This is a genomic window from Formivibrio citricus (assembly GCF_900115065.1).
Lineage (GTDB): Bacteria > Pseudomonadota > Gammaproteobacteria > Burkholderiales > Chitinibacteraceae > Formivibrio > Formivibrio citricus.
Genome location: NZ_FOVE01000001.1, coordinates 191,896 through 211,155, shown reverse-complemented (window position 1 = coordinate 211,155; position 19,260 = coordinate 191,896). Strand labels below are relative to the sequence as shown.

The following is a 19,260-nucleotide window of genomic DNA, read 5'->3' as shown; positions in this document are numbered from 1 at the left end:
GGAATAAGTCAGAACTTGATGGCTACACCTTGTACTCAGGCATCTTGTGGAAGTTGAGATAGCGGTAAATCTTGGCCGAATCCTTCTCAATCTTCTTCATTTCCGCCAAGTACTCTGCCTTGGTCGGCAGCTTGCCCATCCAGGCGGTAATGGCCGTCAGCTCCGGCGAGGCCAGGAAGACCTTGGTGCCAGTCCCCATGCGGTTGTTGAAGTTCCGGGTGGAGGTAGAAACCACGGTCGTATTCGGACGCGCACGGGCTTGGTTACCGAAGCACAGGGAGCAGCCCGGCGGTTCGATACGGGCACCGGCGGCGCCGAATTCGGCGAAGTAGCCTTCCTTGTTCAGCAGATCCGCATCCATCTTGCTCGGCGGAACGATCCACAGACGGGTCGGGATGCCGGGATGGCCCTTTAGCAGGTGGGCGGCAGCGCGGAAGTGGCCGATGTTGACCTGACAGGAACCGATAAAGGTTTCGTCAACCTTGGTGCCTGCGACTGCAGACAGCGGCTTGATGTCGTCCGGATCGTTCGGGCAGGCCAGGAGCGGTTCGGTGATTTCGGCCAGATCGATTTCGATGATCGCGGCATACTCGGCGTCGGCATCCGGCTCCATGATTTGCGGATTCTTCAGCCAGGCTTCCATTTCCTTGATGCGGCGCTGCAGGGTGTTGCGGTCCTGATAGCCGTTGGCCACCATCCATTTCAGCAGCGCCACGTTGGACTTCATGTACTCGACAATCGGTTCCTTGTTCAGGCGAACCATGCAGGCTTCGGCGGAGCGCTCGGCAGTCGAATCGGAAATTTCAAAGGCTTGTTCAGGAGTGAGGTTCGGCAGCCCTTCGATTTCCAGAATGCGACCGGAGAAGACGTTCTTTTTGCCCTTCTTTTCAATGGTCATATGACCTTGTTTGAAGGCGTAATAAGGAATGGCATTGACCAAATCGCGCAAGGTGACACCGGGTTGCATCTCGCCCTTGAAGCGCACCAGCACCGATTCCGGCATGTCGAGCGGCATGAAGCCGGTGGCCGCGCCAAAAGCGACCAAGCCGGAGCCCGCCGGGAAGTACACGCCCAGCGGATAGCGGGTGTGCGAGTCGCCACCCGAACCCACGGTTTCCGGAATCGCCATGCGGTTCAACCAGGTATGCAGCACGCCGTCGTGAACCCGCAGGGCCACGCCATTGCGGTCGGTGAAGAATTTGGGCAGCGTGGCATGCAGCTTGACATCGCTTGGCTTCGGATAAGCATTGGTATGGCAGAAGGATTCCATCACCAGATCGGCGGAGAACTTCAGGCAGGCCAAGTCCATGATTTCGTCACGAGTCAGCGTGCCGGTGGTGTCCTGTGAGCCGACAGTGGACATCTTCGGCTCGCAGTAAGTTCCGGGACGTACGCCCTTGCCGCGCGGCAGGCCGCAGGCGAGCCCCACAACCTTCTGGGCCAGGGTGAAGCCCTTGCCGGTATCCACCGGAACCTTGGGCTTGCGGAACAGCGTGGAGGGCGCCATGCCCAGTGCCTTGCGGGCATCGTCGGTGAGCTTGCGGCCAATCACCAGCGGAATGCGCCCCCCCGCGCGGACTGCATCCAGCAGCACTTCGGTTTTCAGCTTGAATTGGGCAACGACTTCGCCGTTCCTCAGTACCTTGCCTTCGTACGGGCGCAGTTCAACGACATCGCCCATTTCCAGGCGGGAAACGTCCATTTCGATCGGCAGGGCACCGGAATCCTGCATGGTGTTGTAGAAGATCGGAGCCAGCTTGCCGCCAAACACGAAGCCGCCATAGCGCTTGTTCGGTACGAAGGGAATATCCTTGCCAGTCCACCAGATGACGTTGTTGGTGGCTGATTTACGCGAAGAACCCGGGCCAAGGACATCGCCGGCGAAGACAATCGGGTTGCCTTTGGCGCGGAGCGCATCCAGTTGCTTCATCGGGCCGCGCTTGCCGACTTCGTCCGGGGTGACGCCGGGACGGCCGAATTTCATCATGGACAAGGCATGCAGCGGAATATCGGCACGGGTGTTGGCGTCCGGATCGGGCGAAAGGTCGCCGGTATTGGTTTCGCCTGCCAGCTTGAATACGGTCAGCTTGATGCTTTTCGGAACTTCCGGATTGACCGTGAACCATTCGGCTTCGGCCCAAGAACGCATCACGGCCTTGGCATTGGGGTTGCCCTTGGCCGCCAGCGCCTTGACATCATTGAAGGCACCGAACATCAGGATGGTTTTCTTCAACGCCGCAGCGGCAACCGTGCCGAGGGTTTTGTCGTTGAGCAAGGCCACCAGGGTTTGGACGTTGTAGCCGCCTTGCATGGTGCCGAGCAGTTCGGTTGCCTTCTGGCGGGAAATGACCGGGGATTTGTCCTTGCCCAAGGCAATGGCTGAGAGGAAATCCGCCTTGACCCTGGACGCATCGTATACACCCGGCGGAACGCGGTGGGTGATCAGGTCGAGCAGGAAGGCTTCTTCGCCCTTGGGCGGGTTGCGCAGCAGGAAAGCGACCGCAGCGACCTGTTCCGGGCTAAGCGGCAACGGGGGGATCCCCATGGCGGCGCGTTCGGCCGCATGCTTGCGGTACGCCTCAAGGATGATGGATTTGCTCTTGGCGGCATCCATGGGAATGCTGGCCAATGCACCTGCCTTGGCAGCGCTACCCTTTCCTTTGACTGCAACCTCTTTTGCCTCGGCTTGCGAGGTTACCGCAATGGTGGCTGCAGCTGTAGTTGCGGCGCTGCGGATGATAAAACTGCGACGATTCAGCATTTTCGTCTCCTCAAGAATTGATTTGAACTGCTTTTTACATACCTGCACATGCGCGCCCCAGATGTGCTTTACAGCACAACCAGTCAACCTCGGCGTTTTATTAGTCACTTAATTTTTGACACACCATCAAATCTCTTCATTATCGCCTGCTTAAAATCGCGCAAGAATTTGAGAAACAACACCAACTCAGCCAAGCAAGTAATTTATATCGATCAAACATTTCAGTAGTTTTGCCAACAAACCAATGCTATTGAACAACAGAGGCGCCACGTGTATTCTGCAGGTATTTTTTACGCACATAAAATATTTTTTTATTATCACCAACAATAAGAAAAATTTATTTACATACAGCAGCGCCTCAATATTAAATTTTATTATCAATACAAATAAGAAATATTTATTCAGGATTGCATTTGATTGCTGTACAGCAAAATTACTGTAACCAACAAGGGGCTCTGCGCGGTGAAGGGTACAAGGGATGGATGACAAAGACTGGCGAATCCTCAAAGCGATTGCAGAGGAAAGGAATATCACCAAGGCCGCTGCACGCCTGTTCACTTCGCAGCCTGCGCTGACTTATCGCTTAAGAAGCATGGAAGAAGAGATCGGTGCACAGATCGTGTCCCGCGTACCAAGCGGCGTGGTTTTTACCCCGCAGGGGGAATACCTCCTGGCCTATGCAGCAGAGATGGCGCAGCGGTTCGACAAGGTCAAGGAACAGATCAAAAACATGGAAAACAAGGTGCAGGGAGCGCTGCGCATGGGCTCTTCAGCAGTCTTCGCCCATTATTCCCTGCCCAAAATGTTGAAAGGCTTTCTGGCACAGTATCCGGAAGTCGAGTTTTCACTGAAGACCGGGTTAAGTTATCAAGTATTGCGAATTCTTGAGAGACAGGAAATCTCGCTGGCTATTGTGCGTGGAGAGCATGGCTGGGAGGGCGAAAAATTCTTGCTTACAGAAGAGCCGGTTTGTCTGGTTTCCATGGAAAAGATCGAAGGCGAGGATCTGCAACACAAACCCCACATCCGATACAACACCGACACCACGCTGCAGAAAGAGATGGAAGACTGGTGGCGCCACAATTTCAAGACGCCCCCGAATACAACGATGGAGGTCAATACCATGGACACCGCGCGGCAACTGGTACTTCATGGCTTGGGGTGGACAATACTCCCGGCGATTGGCCTGCCCAAAAACGACACTTTGATTGTCCAGCCCCTGACATGGCGAGATGGAACGCCGATGACCAGAAAAACCTGGCTGCTATGCGCGGATGGAGCGCTTGGATTGCTGACCGTGAAGACATTTATCGACTATCTCAGGGCTTGTTCACAAGCCGTCTGATCACTGATAGATATATCCACATCAGAAACCATAAAAAACGCCGAACTGATTCCCAACTTCCCCGCACAACAAATCGTGATAAAAATAATTTATCAAACATGATAAATATTTTCAACCGCGAAAATCAAATTTAATTATCGACCACAATAAGAATTATGCATTTTATTTTTGCATTATTCACATGACAAAATCCGCAGGCCGTACTTGAAATTATTGCAGCAATAGCTTCCACAAAAATTTATTCGGGCAAAAGGAGTTTCTTGTGAAAAAAATCATTACGTTGGCCGTTGCCTCTGCATTTGCAGCCCCGACCGTACTGGCCGAAGTGACCGTTTACGGTCTCGCAGCCCCTTCCGTTGAGTACTCAAAAATTTCCGACACAACAAGCCAAGATCTGACGCGTGTTCGTCTGGTAGACGATGTTTCCCGCATCGGCTTCAAGGGAACAGACAAGCTGGATAACGGCGTAAAATTGCTCTGGCAAATTGAAAACCGTGTATACATTGGCACGGGCGATACCGACCAAAGCACCGGCTTCAACACCCGAGACACCTTTGTCGCTCTGGAAGGCAATTTTGGTCAAGTCAAGGTCGGTAGCGCCATCAACGATCTGCCTTGGCAATCCAAGGGCGATTACCTGAGCGGTCTGCAACAGTGGAACGAAACCGTCAACGGCGTACACAAGTCCATCGGCCAAAGCGAAGCCCGCCTGAACAATATCGCTCAGTACACCTCGCCGGTATTCTTGGGCGGCGCGCGAGTGAAGGCTCTTTATGACTTCGGTGCCAAGACGACCGCCGGCAACTATCAAGGTCTGCAAGCCAGCGCCATGTACAAAACCCAGATGTTCAAGGTCGGCGCGACCTACAAGCAAAACAACGACACCGATAAAACCGGCGCCACAGCAACCACAACGGTGACTCCGGCCTCCGAGGCATTCCTGAAGAACTACCAGTTTGGCGGCACACTGACCCCGGTTGCCGGCCTGGACATTTCCGCGATGTGGGATCGCAACAAGAAGAAGGCTAGCGCCAGTGCTGCCGAATACAAGCAGGATGCATGGGCAATTGGCGCCAACTACACCACCGGCAAACATGGCTTCGGCATTCACTATGGCAAGGTCAATGAGCAAAAGATCAATGGAGTGACAGATCCGGATACAGGGGCTTATTTTGTTGCAGCCCAGTACAAGTATGCGCTGAGCAAACAAACGTTCGCCCATGCTTCTTTTGGGCATGTCAAAAATGATGCGCGTGCCAAGCTCAACATGGGCACAACCAAAGTCACGGAAAGCACCGGCACCTATGCCGCCATCAATGGCATGAAGGTCACAACGCTTGTTGCTGGTATCGCAACCAGCTTCTGATTTTGCTGGCCATCCTCGATAGGGAACTTTTCAAGGGCGGGGTCTACCCGCCCTTTTTTTGCCAGACATACCCGCACAAAACCGTCGCTCGCAACCAGCGCATTTGCACAAGGTTTATCAACCTTGAGCGGAATACTTCCATGACCTTGGTGTAGAATTCGCCCCATCAAGAAAACCAGAACGTGTCCACCATGCTCGACATCCAACAACTCCGTAACGACATAGACGCCGTGGCAGCCCGCTTGGCTGACCGTGGTTTCACGCTTGACATCGCCACCTTCCAGGCACTTGAAGGCGAGCGCAAGACACTGCAAACCCGCACACAGGAACTCCAGGCCAAGCGCAATTCGACTTCCAAGCTCATTGGCCAGGCCAAAGCGAAGGGCGAAGACGTTTCGGCGATCATGGCTGAAGTGGCCAACCTCGGTGACGAACTCAAGGCCAACGAAACCGCACTGGCCGAACTGCAGGAGAAATTCAACGCCCTGCTGCTGACTATCCCGAACGTACCGCACGCCTCGGTGCCAACGGGCAAGGATGAGACCGGCAACGTGGAAGTGCGCCGCTGGGGCACACCGCGCCAGTTCGATTTCGAGATCAAGGACCACGTCGATGTCGGCACGCCGCTCGGACTGGATGCCGAAACCGGCGCCAAGCTCTCCGGTGCGCGCTTCACCGTGCTGCGCAACCAGATCGCCCGCCTGCACCGCGCACTCGCCCAGTTCATGCTCGATACGCATACCGGCAGCCATGGCTATGTCGAGATGTACACGCCGTACATCGTCAACGCCGACGTACTCTATGGCACCGGCCAGTTGCCCAAGTTCGGCGAGGACATGTTCCGCGTCGAGCGCGGCTCCAGCAACGATCAGACCCAGTACCTGATTTCCACCTCGGAAATATCGCTGACCAACACCGTGCGCGACAGCATCCTCAAGGCCGACGAACTGCCGGTCAAGCTGACCGCGCATTCGCCCTGCTTCCGCTCCGAAGCTGGTTCCTATGGCCGCGACACCCGCGGCTTCATCCGCCAGCACCAGTTCGACAAGGTCGAGATGGTGCAGATCGTGCATCCGGAAAAGAGCTTCGAAGCGCTCGAAGAAATGGTCGTCCACGCCGAAACCATCCTGCAAAAACTCGGCCTGCCCTATCGCGTGGTCGCTCTGTGTACCGGCGACATGGGATTCTCCGCCGCCAAGACCTACGATCTGGAAGTCTGGCTGCCAGCGCAGGACACCTACCGCGAAATCTCCAGCTGCTCCAACTGCGAAGCCTTCCAGGCCCGCCGCATGCAGACCCGCTTCAAGAACGAAGCCGGCAAGAACGAACTCGTCCACACCCTGAACGGCTCCGGCCTCGCCGTGGGTCGTACGCTGGTCGCAGTGCTGGAGAACTACCAGCAGGCCGACGGCTCGGTCACCGTACCCGAGGCGCTGCGCCCGTACATGGGCGGAATCGAAAAGCTGGTTCCGTAAATGACAAAACGGCAGGTTCATCCTGCCGTTTTTTTGGGCCATTGATTTCATGAAGCACATTATCGCCCACACCCTGCGCCGCTCGGCTTGGGCACCGTTGCTGGTGCTCGCTTTCTACGCCATCGCCATCAAGGGCTTCGATGCCTATGTTCGCTGGCCCGATCTCGACATTCCCACGCACTTCGCCGGCGGCATGGCCATCACCTACGTCTATGCCACCCTGTTGCGGGAATCCCAAGCCCGGCTCGGCACGATTCCGGCACTCATCCGCAGCCTGTGCGCGCTGGGTATGACCGCCATCACCGCAATCCTCTGGGAATTCATGGAGTTCGGTACGGACTACTTCTTCGGCATGGTGACAGTGCTGGGCGTCACGGATACGTTGTCCGACCTGTTTTTTGGCCTCGCAGGCGGTAGCGCAACCCTTGCCATGCTGCATTTGCGCGCCCTTGCCCCCGTCCCGGCGTCCGTCGAAACATGAGCCGGCAAACCGCGCCCACCTCATGATCGGACGGAGCCTGCCGGATTCGCTGCTGCAGCGAGCCGGCATTACCCTGTCTTAATGCACAATAAAAAGGCGATTCGGGGGCTCCCGGAATCGCCTAATGGACACGCTGTTGCTGCAGGTTTCAAACAGCTTTTACAAGCTGTTTTCCGGGCAACAATCGTTCAGCAAAGAATCACTTCCGATCCGTTTTTTGTTTTTCAAGATGACACACGCACAGCTCCATGGCCGGCGCATAGATCGGGGCATCTTGCAGGACATCCACAGCAGGCATACCCGCCATTTCGTCCATATCGTTCACCATCTCATTGAAATTGCTCATTTTCATTACTCCTGCACTTTATAGGCAATTTCATGCTACGCAATCCCCTTCATTGGCACAACGTAAATTTGTGCACCGCAACATAATACAAACTGACATCAAAACTTGTAACAGGCGTCAGCATTTAAACATCTAACACCGACACTGCCCGGTAACATTCACACACGCCACGATCCTGTTGTAATTTTAATGTTCTAAACTTTAAATTCATGACTTGGATGGTGCGCTGCACAGTCGCCTCCTGCCTATCCATTGCAAAGAAACAAGGGAAAGAAGTCATGAAATTTCGCAAGCTGCTTGTCGCCAACCGCAGTGAAATCGCGATCCGGGTCATGCGTGCCGCCAGCGAACTCGGCATTCGCACAGTCGCCATTTATGCCAAGGAAGACCGCCTTGGCCTGCATCGTTTCAAAGCAGACGAAGCCTATCTGGTCGGGGAAGGCAAAAAACCGATCCAGGCTTATCTCGACATTGACGACATCATCCGCATTGCCAAGGAAACCGGTGTGGACGCGATCCACCCCGGCTATGGCTTCCTTTCCGAAAACCCCGATTTCGCCGAAGCCTGTACCCAAGCCGGCATTACCTTCATCGGCCCCAAGCCGGAAGTGATGCGCACGCTGGGCAACAAGGTTGCCGCGCGCAAGGCAGCGATTGCTGCCGGGGTACCGGTCGTTCCCGCGACCGAAGCCTTGCCGCAAGACTATGAACAGGCAGCCGCCATGGCTGCCAAGGTCGGCTACCCGCTGATGCTCAAGGCAAGCTGGGGTGGTGGTGGACGCGGCATGCGCGTGGTCGAGAGCGAAGCCGATCTCAAGCCGGCGCTGGAAGTCGCCCGCCGCGAAGCGCTCGCCGCCTTCGGCAACGACGAAGTCTATCTGGAAAAACTGGTACGCCGCGCGCGCCACGTCGAAGTCCAGGTGCTCGGTGACCAGCACGGCAACCTGATCCACCTCTTCGAGCGCGATTGCTCCGTGCAGCGCCGCAACCAGAAAGTGGTCGAGCGCGCACCGGCCCCGTACCTTTCGGAAGAACGCCGCGCCGCGCTGTGCGAAGCCGCGCTCAAGCTCTGCCGTGCCGTGCACTACACGCACGCAGGTACGGTCGAATTCCTCATGGATGCGGAAACCGACGAGTTCTACTTCATCGAAGTCAACCCGCGTATCCAGGTGGAACACACCGTCACCGAACAGGTCACCGGCGTCGATCTGGTCAAAGCGCAGATTCGCGTGGCCCAAGGCTACAAAATCGGCGAGCCGAAATCGGAGATCCCCGCGCAGCAGGACCTGAGCCTGATCGGTCATGCACTGCAATGCCGCGTCACCTCCGAAGACCCGGAAAACAACTTCACGCCCGACTACGGCAAGCTCAGCGCCTACCGCAGCCCGGCCGGCTTCGGTATTCGTCTGGATGGCGGTACGGCCTATGCCGGCGCCATCATCACGCCCTATTTCGATTCCTTGCTGGTCAAGGTCACTTCCAGCGGTCAAACCGCGGAAGAGGCAGCCGTCCGCATGGACCGCGCCCTGCGCGAATTCCGCATCCGCGGCGTCTCGACCAACCTGCTGTTCCTGGAAAACGTCGTCTCGCACCCGCTGTTCCGCAGCGGCCAGTGCACCACGCGTTTCATCGACGAAACACCGGAGCTGTTCCGCTTCACGCCGCGCCGCGACCGAGCTACGCGCCTGCTGCGCTTCATCGGCGATGTCGTCGTCAACGGCAACCCGGAGGTCAAGGGCCGCGCCCTGCCCAAGCTGCCGATGGCCGCGCCCGTACTGCCCAAGGGCGGCCATGCCGGCGAGATTCCGGAAGGCTCGCGCGACATCTTCAAGCGTCTGGGCGCCCAGGGCTTCTCCGAGTGGATGAAAAACCAGGAGCGCATCCTGATCACCGACACCACAATGCGCGATGCGCACCAGTCGCTGTTCGCCACCCGCATGCGCACTGCCGACATGCTGCCGATTGCACCGTACTACGCGCGCCAGTTGCCCGAGCTCTTCTCGCTGGAATGCTGGGGCGGCGCCACTTTCGACGTCGCCATGCGCTTCCTCAAGGAAGACCCGTGGCAACGCCTCGACAAGCTGCGCGCCGCCGCGCCCAACATCCTGTTCCAGATGCTGCTGCGCGCCTCCAACGCCGTCGGCTACACCAACTACCCGGACAACGTGGTGCGCTACTTCGTCCAGCAGGCCGCGGCGCATGGCATGGACGTCTTCCGCGTATTCGATTCGCTGAACTGGGTCGAGAACATGCGCGTGGCCATGGATGCCGTGATTGAAAGCGGCGCGCTGTGCGAGGGCACGATTTGCTACACCAGCGACATCTTCGACGCCAAGCGCCCGAAATATGGCCTCAAGTACTACGTCGACATGGCCAGGGAGCTGGAAAAAGCCGGCGCCCACATCATCGGGATCAAGGACATGGCCGGGCTGTGCCGCCCGCGCGCGATCCGCGAACTGGTCACCGCGCTCAAGCAGGAAACCGGTCTGCCGCTGCACTTCCACACCCACGACACCAGCGGCGGCTCGATCGCCAGCGTGCTCGCGGCCGTGGAAGCCGGCATCGATGCCGTCGACGGCGCGATGGATTCGATGAGCGGCTTTACCTCGCAACCGAGTCTGGGCGCACTGGTCGCGGCACTCGAAGGCACCGAGCGCAGCCCCGGTTTCGATGCCGGCCGTCTGCAACCGGTCTCGCGTTACTGGGAAGGTGTGCGCAGCTACTACGCGCCGTTCGAGCCGGAAATTCGCTCCAGCACTTCCGACGTCTACCGCCACGAAATGCCCGGTGGCCAGTACACCAACCTGCGCGAGCAGGCCCGCGCCATGGGCCTGGAACACCGCTGGCCGGAAATTTCCCAAGCCTATGCCGACGTCAACCTGCTGTTCGGCGACATCGTGAAGGTCACGCCGACCTCCAAGGTGGTCGGCGACATGGCGCTGGTCATGGTCGCCAACGACCTGACTCCGGCCGAGGTGCTCGACCCGGAACGCGACATTGCCTTCCCGGAATCCGTTGTTTCGCTGTTCACGGGAGAAATGGGCTTCCCGGCCGACGGCTTCCCCAAGGCTCTGCAGGACAAGGTGCTCAAGGGCAAGGAACCGCTCAAGGGCCGCGCCGGCGCCTTCATGCCGCCGGCCGATCTGGATGCTGTGCGTGCCAAGGCAGAAAAGACCGTAGGCCACCACATCAGCGACAGCGATCTGGCGTCCTACCTGATGTACCCCAAGGTCTTCACCGACTTCGCGGCACACCAGAGCCACTTCGGCGACGTTTCTGTCCTGCCCACGCCGGTCTTCTTCTACGGTATGGCCGAGAACACCGAAATTTCGGTCGAGCTCGATCCGGGCAAGACGCTGATCGTCGACCTCAACGGCCGCACCGATCACGACGAGGAAGGCACCGCCAAGCTGTTCTTCCAGCTCAACGGCCAGCCGCGCGCACTCAAGGTCGACAAGGCCGGCATGAAGACCACCCGCAAGGCACATCCCAAGGCCGACGATGCCAACCCCAACCATATCGCTGCGCCGATGCCTGGAACCGTAGCCACCCTCTCGGTCAAGGTCGGACAGAAGGTCAAGAAGGGCAACCCGCTGCTCTCGCTGGAGGCCATGAAAATGGAAACGGCAATTACTGCGGATCGGGACGCCACAGTGCTCAAGATTCTGGTCAACCCCGGCGATCAGGTCGATTCCAAGGATCTGCTGCTGGAACTGGGCTGATCCAGTAGTCCAGCCCAGATAAAAACGGCAGGCGGTTTATCCGGCCTGCCGTTTTTTACGACTACTCTTCCGCAAATGGCGGGGTTTACGGACGGAAGAAATCCGCCATGAACGCGAGATAGTCATTGGCGCCAAAGGCATCCTCAGCCGGTGCCCAAGGGGCTTTTTCTTCCGGTTTCAGCGGTTCGTAAGGGCCGGCCTTGCTCTCAAAAAACACCGACCCCGGCTCCAGCGCCACCATGCTGTGAAAAACCCCGGCGGGAATGTTGACGCCTACCGTACCGCTAGCCGGGGCCATGATCCGGCGCATGGTTACAATGCCTTTGTCGTCGAAGGCCAGAACGCCTATGCGCCCGGCCAGTACGAGAATGGTTTCGTCTTTGTCTGAAGAAAGGTGTCGATGCGGAGGGATATAGCTGTCCGGCTCGATGGCGTTGAGCAGGCGGTGACAAACAGCTTTTTCGGAAGCATGAAAATTGTGGTTCTTGCGTTTTCGCGGCAGTGCCCGTGCCTCCCGGGAGAGCGATGCCAGCATCGGGGTATCGATGGTACAGAATTGACTCATGATCGGGCCCTTCGAAGTTTCACGACAGCCCCTCATTCGAGAGGCTTGAAAACAGTGTAACCGCCAGCGGCCGGAACATCAAAAAACACATCGAAAAAACAAACAGACAAAAAAAACCCGAAACGGGCTGCGTTCCGGGTTCATCAACGACATCTACAAAGGAGAAACCATCAAGATGCAATCAATTGCACCCCGATGCATGCACCACTTTAAAGCAGATGCTTATATTGGTCAACCCGATATGCACAATTACCGTGCAAAGTTCTTTGCAAGAAGACTTTTTGTATCGGGGGAGTAGCGACATCCTGCCTGCTGACCATAAACTGTTTCATCGACCGCCCAGTCTACAGAAACTGCCCATGAGCTATTTTAAGCATCACGTGTTTTTTTGCCTGAACCAGCGGGGAGCCGGTGAGTCCTGCTGCAACAACCTCGGCGCAACAGAACTGTTCGAGTACGCCAAGGAACGCATCCGGATACTGAAACTCGGCATCCCGGGCAAAGTGCGTATCAACAAGGCCGGCTGCCTCGGACGTTGCGACAAAGGGCCGCTGCTGGTCATCTATCCGGAAGGCGTGTGGTACAGCTACACCAACCAGAACGACATCGACCAGATCATTGATGAACACATTATCGGCGGCTGGATCGTCGAGCGGTTGAAAATATGATCCCTTCGCGCAAAGCGCCGAGCTTCGAGCTCATTGAAATTGCCGGTCCAGAGGGGCGGCTGGAATGTCTGCGCCTTGCATCGGCACGGGAAATTCCCTGCGGCATCGCGCTGGTCGCACATCCCAATCCAACCGAAGGCGGCACTTTCACCAACAAGATCGTCCATACGCTGGCCAAGACCCTTTCGCGCCTGGGGTACGTTGCCTACTGTCCGAACCTGCGCGGCGTGGGAAACTCGGAGGGCTGTCACGACAAGGGGCACGGCGAGGTTGACGACATGGCAGCTGTCCTTGCCCATGCCAGGGCAGAAAACCCCCAGCTACAGCGGCTGACCCTGGCCGGCTTTTCTTTCGGCACCTACGTTCAGGCCCAATTACGGCAACGTCTGGGTGAGCACGAAGCTGAGGACATGATCCTGATCGGGCCGGCCATTTCCCGTTACGAGTTCCCCACGGTTCCGGCACATACGCTGGTCATCCACGGAGAGGAAGACGAAGTCATCCCGCTTGGAGCCGTCCTGGATTGGGCCCGGCCCCAGCATCTGCCTGTCGTCGTCATGCCGGGAACGGGACATTTTTTTCACGGCAAGCTGACCTTCCTGGCCGACTTGGTAGCCCGATACCGGCAATCTTGTTGATCTTGTAATAACAACCCCCTAAAGTAAAAGGGTCTCCCTGCAGTCATCGCCATGAACAGCATCCGTCGCCGCCTGAATGTATTCTTCGTCGTGGTCATCACCCTGCTCTTGGGGATATCCGGCGCTTATTCCTATTGGCGCACCCAGGCCGAACTCGCGGAAGATCTGACGCAAACGGGGAAATCGCTCAGAAGCCGCCTGGAAACCTCACTTCCCAGTCCGCTATGGAATTTCGACGACTACCAGCTCGACCGGATTCTGGATTCGGAAATGATTTCGCCCAAAATCCAGCAAATCGTGATCGAGAACAACGGCCGAATGGTTGCCGGACGCGTTTCCAGCGGCATCGGTCGAGTAGAACGGCTCACCAAACAACCATCGCGTTATGGCGATGAAATCGAATTTGACGTTTTTTATCAGGACAACCCGCAACGCTCGATCGGCAAGGTTCTGGTGCGGCTCTCAAGCGCACCGATGGAACAACAGTTGCAGAAACAGGTCATTTCCAAGGTTGCCGAAATTGTCATACTGGACATCATTCTGGTTCTGGCGCTTTCTCGCAGTCTGACCCTCCTGCTCGTCCGTCCCTTGAAGCAATTGCATGACATGCTGCAGCGGGCCGCCGACCAGACCGATGCCGGCATTTCCGATGCAGCCTTGCGCCTGCCCGCCAGCCAGTTCATCGAGTTCTCGGATGTCACGAGCGGTTACAACCGGATTGCCCGGCGGCTGCTGGATGACCTGCGCAAACGCAAGGAAACCGAGGATGCGATGCGTGAAGCCAAGGAATCGGCCGAAAAAGCATTGCAGCAACTCAAGGAAACCCAGAACAGTCTTGTACAAGCGGAAAAAATGGCCTCTCTGGGGGGGCTCGTCGCCGGCATCGCCCATGAAATCAACACCCCTGTGGGCGTGATTCTGACCAGCGCTTCGGTCTTGTCCGAGGATTCCAGAAGCTTCCAGAAAAACATCGAAAGCGGCACCATCAAGAAATCGGATTTGTTGCGTTATACCGAAACGGCCGTTCAATCCAGCGCACTGATCCAGACCAACGCCGAGAGAGCCGCGGCGCTGATCCAGAGTTTCAAGCGCGTCGCAGTGGATCAGACATCGGAAGCGCGCCGGGCCTACGATCTCAAGGAGTACATTGAGGAAGTCATCCTCAGCTTGCGTCCGACCTTGCGTCACAGCGCGCTGACCGTTGACGTGGATTGTCCGGAGGACATCAAGATCGATGGCTATCCGGGTGCGCTATCGCAAATCATCACCAACATGGTTACCAACACCATCGCACATGCGTTCGATCCGGGGCAACAAGGCACTCTGTGCATCGAGGCAGAGCAGGATGAGGGGGTGGTACGCATGGTCTTCTCGGACGACGGCAAGGGCATTCAAGCCAGCCATATCGGCCGCATCTTCGACCCCTTCTTCACCACGCGTCGCGGAGCAGGCGGCAGCGGGTTGGGGCTGAACATCGTCTACAACCTGGTCACACAAACCCTGGGGGGAACCATTTCAGTCTCTTCCGCACCGGGAAGCGGGACCCGTTTTTCGATCATTTTCCCGAGTGTGGCGCCAGAGCCCGTCAAACAACCCGCCCCCAGCGACGACTAGTGGCCAGTCACGCAGGTTTGGCCTGGAGCCCCTGCAGCTTGCTACCCAGCCCTGACAATCGCCCACCGTGCGCCGAAACAGCCGCGGCCAGTACATTCCCCTGCGCCCAGAGAGCCGTTTTCTGCCGGGCGCGGGTAAGGGCGGTATAAACCAAATTGCGAGCTTCTCCCTGACCGACTTCTTCGGGCAGAACCAGCAATACCTCGGAGAATTCAGATCCCTGACTCTTGTGCACCGTCAAGGCAAACGCCGTCTCATGACTGGGAATGCGGGATGGATGCAGGCTGCGATAGCTGCCTCCTTCCGACTCGAACCAGACCATCAAGCCATCGGGACCTTCAAGGACAATTCCGATATCGCCATTGAAAAGCTGCAAGTTGTAATCATTGCAGGTCACCATCACCGGGCGGCCGGCGAACCATTCCCCGCTTCGCCCGAACAACGTCTGTTGAACCAGGGAATTGAGCTTCGCCACGCCTCTGGCTCCTTCGCGACGGCAACACAGCAAACGAAAATCGTTGAATGCCGCAAAAACTTCCGCAACCGGCGCTCGGCGCAAAACTGCATTGCGATATGCGGCGTAGCCGGCACAAGCTCGTTCTGACAGCTCCTGTTCGCACCAGCTTTCACGCCATTCCAGGTCCGGATACCCCTTGGCCAGCACTTCCTGCATCGCAGGCACGTCACCAGCATTCACGGATCGCGCAAGCTCACCAATGCCGCTGTCGCAGCCGAAACGGTGGCTGTAGCGCAGACGTACAACCCGGCTTGCGACCGGACCTGTCGACAATGCACACAAGTCAGAAAACACACTCCCGGCATCCACGGAAGGCAACTGATCGGGATCTCCAAGCAGGATCAGCCGGGCATGAGCAGGCAGCGCTGCCAGAAGACGCGCCATCAAGCCAAGGTCGATCATCGAAGCCTCATCGACAACCAGCAGGTCCAGATCGAGTGGATTGGCCGCATCGTTACGCACCCGGCCGGTATCCGGGTTGTACCCCAACAAACGATGCAGGGTAAGCGCCGTTTCCGGGATGGCATCCCGCACGAAAAGGTCATCCAGCTTGTTCTTGTTGAGGCGCACGCTCTCGCTCATGCGCTGCGCCGCTTTGCCGGTCGGTGCGGCCAGGCACACTTTCAGCGCTGCCGGGGCCGATGCCAGCAGAACGGCCAACAGACGCATCACCGTCGTCGTTTTGCCCGTTCCCGGACCTCCGGCAATTACGGTCAGGGCCGACGAAAGCGCCTTGTGCGCGGCCTGCTTCTGCCCGTTTTCTCCTTCCGGAAAATAACCTGCCAGCAGTTTTTCCGCGTTGGCGGGGATGGCCACGTTCCGCTTTGCCAAGGCGAGGAGACGGGACGCAACCGTGCTCTCTTCCTGCCAGTGACGCGCGAAATACAGCCTGGAACCGTCATGCACCAGCGGCGTGAATGCCCCCGGTCCGCCCGCGAAAACTACCGGCAGCTCGTCTGCACACTCCACGCAGCAATGTCCCTCATCCAGTGCACTGGCCAAGCGCTGCAACCAGGGGCCGATCAGTTTTGCCGCCTCGTCGTCCGTGCGTTGCAGTAAAAGATCGAGATCGGCGACATACGAAGAATGGATAGCGACAGATGCCACAGGGGTTCACCCGAAAAAAAGGCCCCTGACCGCAACCGGTCAGGGGATTGATGGAGCCATGCAGAAGCAGATGATCAGTTCAGGCGAACAAGCTTGTCAGACGCAGGCGGTTTTCCTTGATCCAGCCGATCAACTCGCCAGCCGGCATGGGTTTGCCAGCGAAATAGCCCTGGCCAACTTCACAGCCCAACTCCTTGAGGAGACGCCAGTCCGCTTCAGTCTCGACGCCTTCGGCAACGGTTGTCACGTTGAGGCGCTTGCCCATCTGGATCGAACTTTCCAGAATCACGCGGCGGTTGGGATGATCCACGGCGCCATCCACAAAAGCGCGATCGATCTTGAGTTCGGTGAACGGGCAGCGGCTCAATTGCTGCATGGAGGAATAACCGATTCCGTAATCGTCCATCGAAAGCCCGAACCCCTTGAGGCGCATGCGGGCAAGATTGCCGATCGAGGCGGAAAGATTCTTCATCACCATGGTTTCCGTCACTTCCAGAATGACCATGCGCGGCGGAACCTGTGCTTCCTGAACCATCTGTGCCAGCTTGTCCGCAAGCGTCAGGTCCAGCAGCGCCTCCGCCGAGAGGTTGATGGCCGCCGTGATGGAAACCCCGCGCGACAACCAGCTCGACAAATCCGCCAGCAACATTTTCATCATCTGCAATGTGAAGGGGCGCATCAGTTCCGAGTTTTCCAGGACCGGAATGAACTGAGCAGGCGGGATCACCCCTTTTTCCGGATGCTTCCAGCGCGCAAGCGCTTCCACGCCGCGCAGCAGGCCGGAAGCGATATCCACTTTGGGTTGGTAATAGGGAACGAACTCGCCTGCCGCCATGGCACGCTGGATTTCCTCCAGCGTCGCCGCATTGGCATCGGTACTGGCAACCTTGCCTCCCACTCCCTCAAGCTCAGCCTTGAGCAGGGTGTGCTCCAGCCGCTCCCTGGACAAGGGCTTGGGCAAGGCATTCAGTAGTTTGATTGACTTGTCTTCGGATGCCATGTTCTCAACGGCATCCAGAATGCGGGGGTCGCGCGACGACATCACGACCAGGTGTTGCGCCCATTGGTTCTTGGCTACTTCGCGCAATAGTTCGATCCCGTCCATGCCCGGCATGTCAAGGTCGCTAAGGACGAAATCCACGCCTCCGGCAGGAAGCGCTTCCAGAATGCGTACGGCGCCGACACCATCCGCTGCTTGCTGAATGTTTTCGAATCCCAGTTCGCGCAACAACGCAACGGCGAACTCCCGCTGCAAGGCGCTATCGTCCACAACCAGAACGGAGTATTTTTTCCAGTCAGGCATATCGACCTCCTTCAAGCCATGGCTTCATTTCGTGATATCCAGGCACCCACTTCCATTTTTCCAAACCGCCGAGACTACGTCTTGCCACGCAATTTGCACTGCCTGTGGCTCGTCTTTGTGTCACGTACAATTCAAAAATGGAATTCATCGTGCCTTTCTGTTTTTGATCCAGCGAATCAGTTCATCGGCAGGCATGGGTTTGCCAACAAAATACCCCTGCCCGATTTCGCAGCCAAGCTCTTTAAGCAAACGCCAGTCTTCTTCGGTTTCCACTCCTTCTGCAATGGTCGTCACGCCCAGACGCTTGCCCATCTGGATCGAGCTTTCGAGAATCACGCGCCGGTTGGGATGATCGGCCGCACCATCCACGAACGAGCGGTCGATCTTGAGCTCGGTGAACGGGCAGCGGCTCAATTGCTGCATCGAAGAATAACCGATCCCGTAATCATCCATGGACAGTGAAAAACCCTTGAGGCGCATGCGGGCCAGATTGCCGATACATGCGGAAAGGTTTTTCATGACCATGGTTTCCGTTACTTCGAGAATCAAGCGCGGCGGGGGAACCCGCGCTTCCTTCACCATTTTTTCCAGCTTGTCCGCCAGCGCCATGTCAAGCAGCGCTTCTGCAGAAAGGTTGACCGCCACGCCGATGGACATCCCTTTCGCCTGCCAGCCGGCCAGATCCGCCAGCACCATCCTGATCATCTGCAGGGTGAACGGCCACATCAGATCGGAGTTTTCCAGCACGGGAATGAATTTTCCCGGCAGGACAATGCCTCTTTCCGGATGTTTCCAGCGCGCAAGTGCTTCGACGCTGCGCAGCAACCCGCTGGCAATATCCACCTTGGGTTGATAATACGGGACGAACTCTCCTTTTTCCATGGCCTCGCGGATTTCATCCAGCGAAGCGGACCATGCATCGCTCCCTTCTCTCTGACGCCCGTTTTCGCCCAGTTCGGCACGCGACAGCGCCTGCTCCAAACGGTTTCTGGAAAGCGGCTTGGGCAAGGCGCACAACAATTTGATCGACTCGTCTTCGGAGGCCATGCCTTCCACGGCATCCAGGATACCGGCTTCCCGTGCGGACATGACAATCAGGTATTGCGCCCAGCGATGCTTTGCCACTTCCCGCAGCAATTCGACGCCATCCACGCCCGGCATGTCGAGATCGGTCAGCATGAAGTCCACGCCATCGGGCGCAAGTAACTCAAGTGCATGAACCGCGCCCACGCCATCCGCCGCCTGCTGGATTTTTTCAAACCCCATTTCACGCAGCAGACCAACCGCGAACTCCCGCTGCATCGCGCTATCGTCCACAACCAGAATGGAGTACTCCTTCCAGTTGGACATCA

14 protein-coding genes are annotated in these 19,260 nt (G+C 57.4%); 8 read left to right on the top strand and 6 right to left on the bottom strand.

Annotated elements, in window-relative coordinates:
* Positions 1-22: 22 nt before the first annotated feature.
* Positions 23-2,587 (bottom strand): bifunctional aconitate hydratase 2/2-methylisocitrate dehydratase, encoded by a 2,565-nt coding sequence (gene acnB / locus BMZ36_RS00840; RefSeq protein WP_091189990.1) that lies wholly within the window; start codon positions 2,585-2,587, stop codon positions 23-25.
* Between the two features lie 652 nt (positions 2,588-3,239).
* Between acnB and BMZ36_RS00830 the strand changes: the two genes are divergently transcribed.
* The 4 genes from BMZ36_RS00830 to BMZ36_RS00815 all read left to right on the top strand — a co-directional run bounded on the left by BMZ36_RS00830 (position 3,240) and on the right by BMZ36_RS00815 (position 7,428).
* Entirely contained in the window at positions 3,240-4,106 is an 867-nt protein-coding gene (locus tag BMZ36_RS00830; protein WP_091189759.1) for a LysR family transcriptional regulator, read from the top strand.
* 262 nt (positions 4,107-4,368) lie between these two features.
* Complete coding sequence (locus tag BMZ36_RS00825) at positions 4,369-5,472, top strand: porin (protein WP_091189755.1); 1,104 nt, start codon at positions 4,369-4,371, stop codon at positions 5,470-5,472.
* Positions 5,473-5,663: 191 nt separating this feature from the next.
* Positions 5,664-6,947 carry a serine--tRNA ligase gene (gene serS / locus BMZ36_RS00820; protein WP_091189752.1) on the top strand — a complete coding sequence of 428 codons (1,284 nt, stop codon included), beginning with the start codon at positions 5,664-5,666 and terminating at the stop codon, positions 6,945-6,947.
* A gap of 49 nt (positions 6,948-6,996) precedes the next feature.
* Positions 6,997-7,428, top strand: coding sequence for a DUF2238 domain-containing protein (locus BMZ36_RS00815; protein WP_091189749.1), 432 nt, complete (start codon positions 6,997-6,999; stop codon positions 7,426-7,428).
* Positions 7,429-7,627: 199 nt separating this feature from the next.
* Here the strand turns inward: BMZ36_RS00815 and BMZ36_RS14465 are convergent, their stop codons facing one another.
* Complete coding sequence (locus BMZ36_RS14465; protein WP_177187720.1) at positions 7,628-7,774, bottom strand: hypothetical protein; 147 nt, start codon at positions 7,772-7,774, stop codon at positions 7,628-7,630.
* 278 nt (positions 7,775-8,052) lie between these two features.
* Here BMZ36_RS14465 and BMZ36_RS00810 point away from each other — a divergent pair, with 278 nt between their 5' ends.
* Positions 8,053-11,496 (top strand): pyruvate carboxylase, encoded by a 3,444-nt coding sequence (locus tag BMZ36_RS00810; RefSeq protein WP_091189746.1) that lies wholly within the window; start codon positions 8,053-8,055, stop codon positions 11,494-11,496.
* Positions 11,497-11,581: 85 nt separating this feature from the next.
* Here BMZ36_RS00810 and BMZ36_RS00805 read toward each other — a convergent pair whose 3' ends face one another.
* Positions 11,582-12,061, bottom strand: coding sequence for a WbuC family cupin fold metalloprotein (locus tag BMZ36_RS00805; protein WP_177187719.1), 480 nt, complete (start codon positions 12,059-12,061; stop codon positions 11,582-11,584).
* A 359-nt stretch (positions 12,062-12,420) separates the two neighbouring features.
* Between BMZ36_RS00805 and BMZ36_RS00800 the strand changes: the two genes are divergently transcribed.
* Genes BMZ36_RS00800 through BMZ36_RS00790 form a run of 3 tightly spaced genes read left to right on the top strand, consistent with a single transcriptional unit; the run spans position 12,421 to position 14,981 of the window.
* Positions 12,421-12,729 (top strand): (2Fe-2S) ferredoxin domain-containing protein, encoded by a 309-nt coding sequence (locus tag BMZ36_RS00800; protein WP_091189743.1) that lies wholly within the window; start codon positions 12,421-12,423, stop codon positions 12,727-12,729.
* Positions 12,726-13,367: an alpha/beta hydrolase gene (locus BMZ36_RS00795; RefSeq protein WP_091189740.1), complete on the top strand. Its 642-nt coding sequence runs from the start codon at positions 12,726-12,728 to the stop codon at positions 13,365-13,367. Before BMZ36_RS00800 ends, BMZ36_RS00795 begins: the two co-directional genes overlap by 4 nt.
* A gap of 51 nt (positions 13,368-13,418) precedes the next feature.
* Positions 13,419-14,981, top strand: coding sequence for a sensor histidine kinase (locus BMZ36_RS00790; RefSeq protein WP_091189737.1), 1,563 nt, complete (start codon positions 13,419-13,421; stop codon positions 14,979-14,981).
* Positions 14,982-14,988: 7 nt separating this feature from the next.
* Here the strand turns inward: BMZ36_RS00790 and recD are convergent, their stop codons facing one another.
* The 3 genes from recD to BMZ36_RS00775 form a co-directional block, all read right to left on the bottom strand.
* Positions 14,989-16,605 carry an exodeoxyribonuclease V subunit alpha gene (gene recD, locus BMZ36_RS00785; RefSeq protein ID WP_091189735.1) on the bottom strand — a complete coding sequence of 539 codons (1,617 nt, stop codon included), beginning with the start codon at positions 16,603-16,605 and terminating at the stop codon, positions 14,989-14,991.
* A 79-nt stretch (positions 16,606-16,684) separates the two neighbouring features.
* Entirely contained in the window at positions 16,685-17,908 is a 1,224-nt protein-coding gene (locus tag BMZ36_RS00780) for an EAL domain-containing response regulator (RefSeq protein ID WP_091189732.1), read from the bottom strand.
* Positions 17,909-18,052: 144 nt separating this feature from the next.
* A complete protein-coding gene (locus BMZ36_RS00775; RefSeq protein WP_091189729.1) occupies positions 18,053-19,258 on the bottom strand; it encodes an EAL domain-containing response regulator in 1,206 nt (401 codons plus the stop codon).
* Positions 19,259-19,260 lie beyond the last annotated feature (2 nt).

Excerpts from the sequence above, each read along its gene's own strand:
- BMZ36_RS00830 (WP_091189759.1), top strand. The coding sequence starts at position 3,240 with ATGGATGACAAAGACTGGCGAATCCTCAAAGCGATTGCAGAGGAAAGG.
- serS (WP_091189752.1), top strand. The coding sequence starts at position 5,664 with ATGCTCGACATCCAACAACTCCGTAACGACATAGACGCCGTGGCAGCC.
- BMZ36_RS00815 (WP_091189749.1), top strand. The coding sequence starts at position 6,997 with ATGAAGCACATTATCGCCCACACCCTGCGCCGCTCGGCTTGGGCACCG.
- BMZ36_RS14465 (WP_177187720.1), bottom strand. The coding sequence starts at position 7,774 with ATGAGCAATTTCAATGAGATGGTGAACGATATGGACGAAATGGCGGGT.
- BMZ36_RS00810 (WP_091189746.1), top strand. The coding sequence starts at position 8,053 with ATGAAATTTCGCAAGCTGCTTGTCGCCAACCGCAGTGAAATCGCGATC.
- BMZ36_RS00805 (WP_177187719.1), bottom strand. The coding sequence starts at position 12,061 with ATGAGTCAATTCTGTACCATCGATACCCCGATGCTGGCATCGCTCTCC.
- BMZ36_RS00800 (WP_091189743.1), top strand. The coding sequence starts at position 12,421 with ATGAGCTATTTTAAGCATCACGTGTTTTTTTGCCTGAACCAGCGGGGA.
- BMZ36_RS00795 (WP_091189740.1), top strand. The coding sequence starts at position 12,726 with ATGATCCCTTCGCGCAAAGCGCCGAGCTTCGAGCTCATTGAAATTGCC.
- BMZ36_RS00790 (WP_091189737.1), top strand. The coding sequence starts at position 13,419 with ATGAACAGCATCCGTCGCCGCCTGAATGTATTCTTCGTCGTGGTCATC.
- BMZ36_RS00780 (WP_091189732.1), bottom strand. The coding sequence starts at position 17,908 with ATGCCTGACTGGAAAAAATACTCCGTTCTGGTTGTGGACGATAGCGCC.
- BMZ36_RS00775 (WP_091189729.1), bottom strand. The coding sequence starts at position 19,258 with ATGTCCAACTGGAAGGAGTACTCCATTCTGGTTGTGGACGATAGCGCG.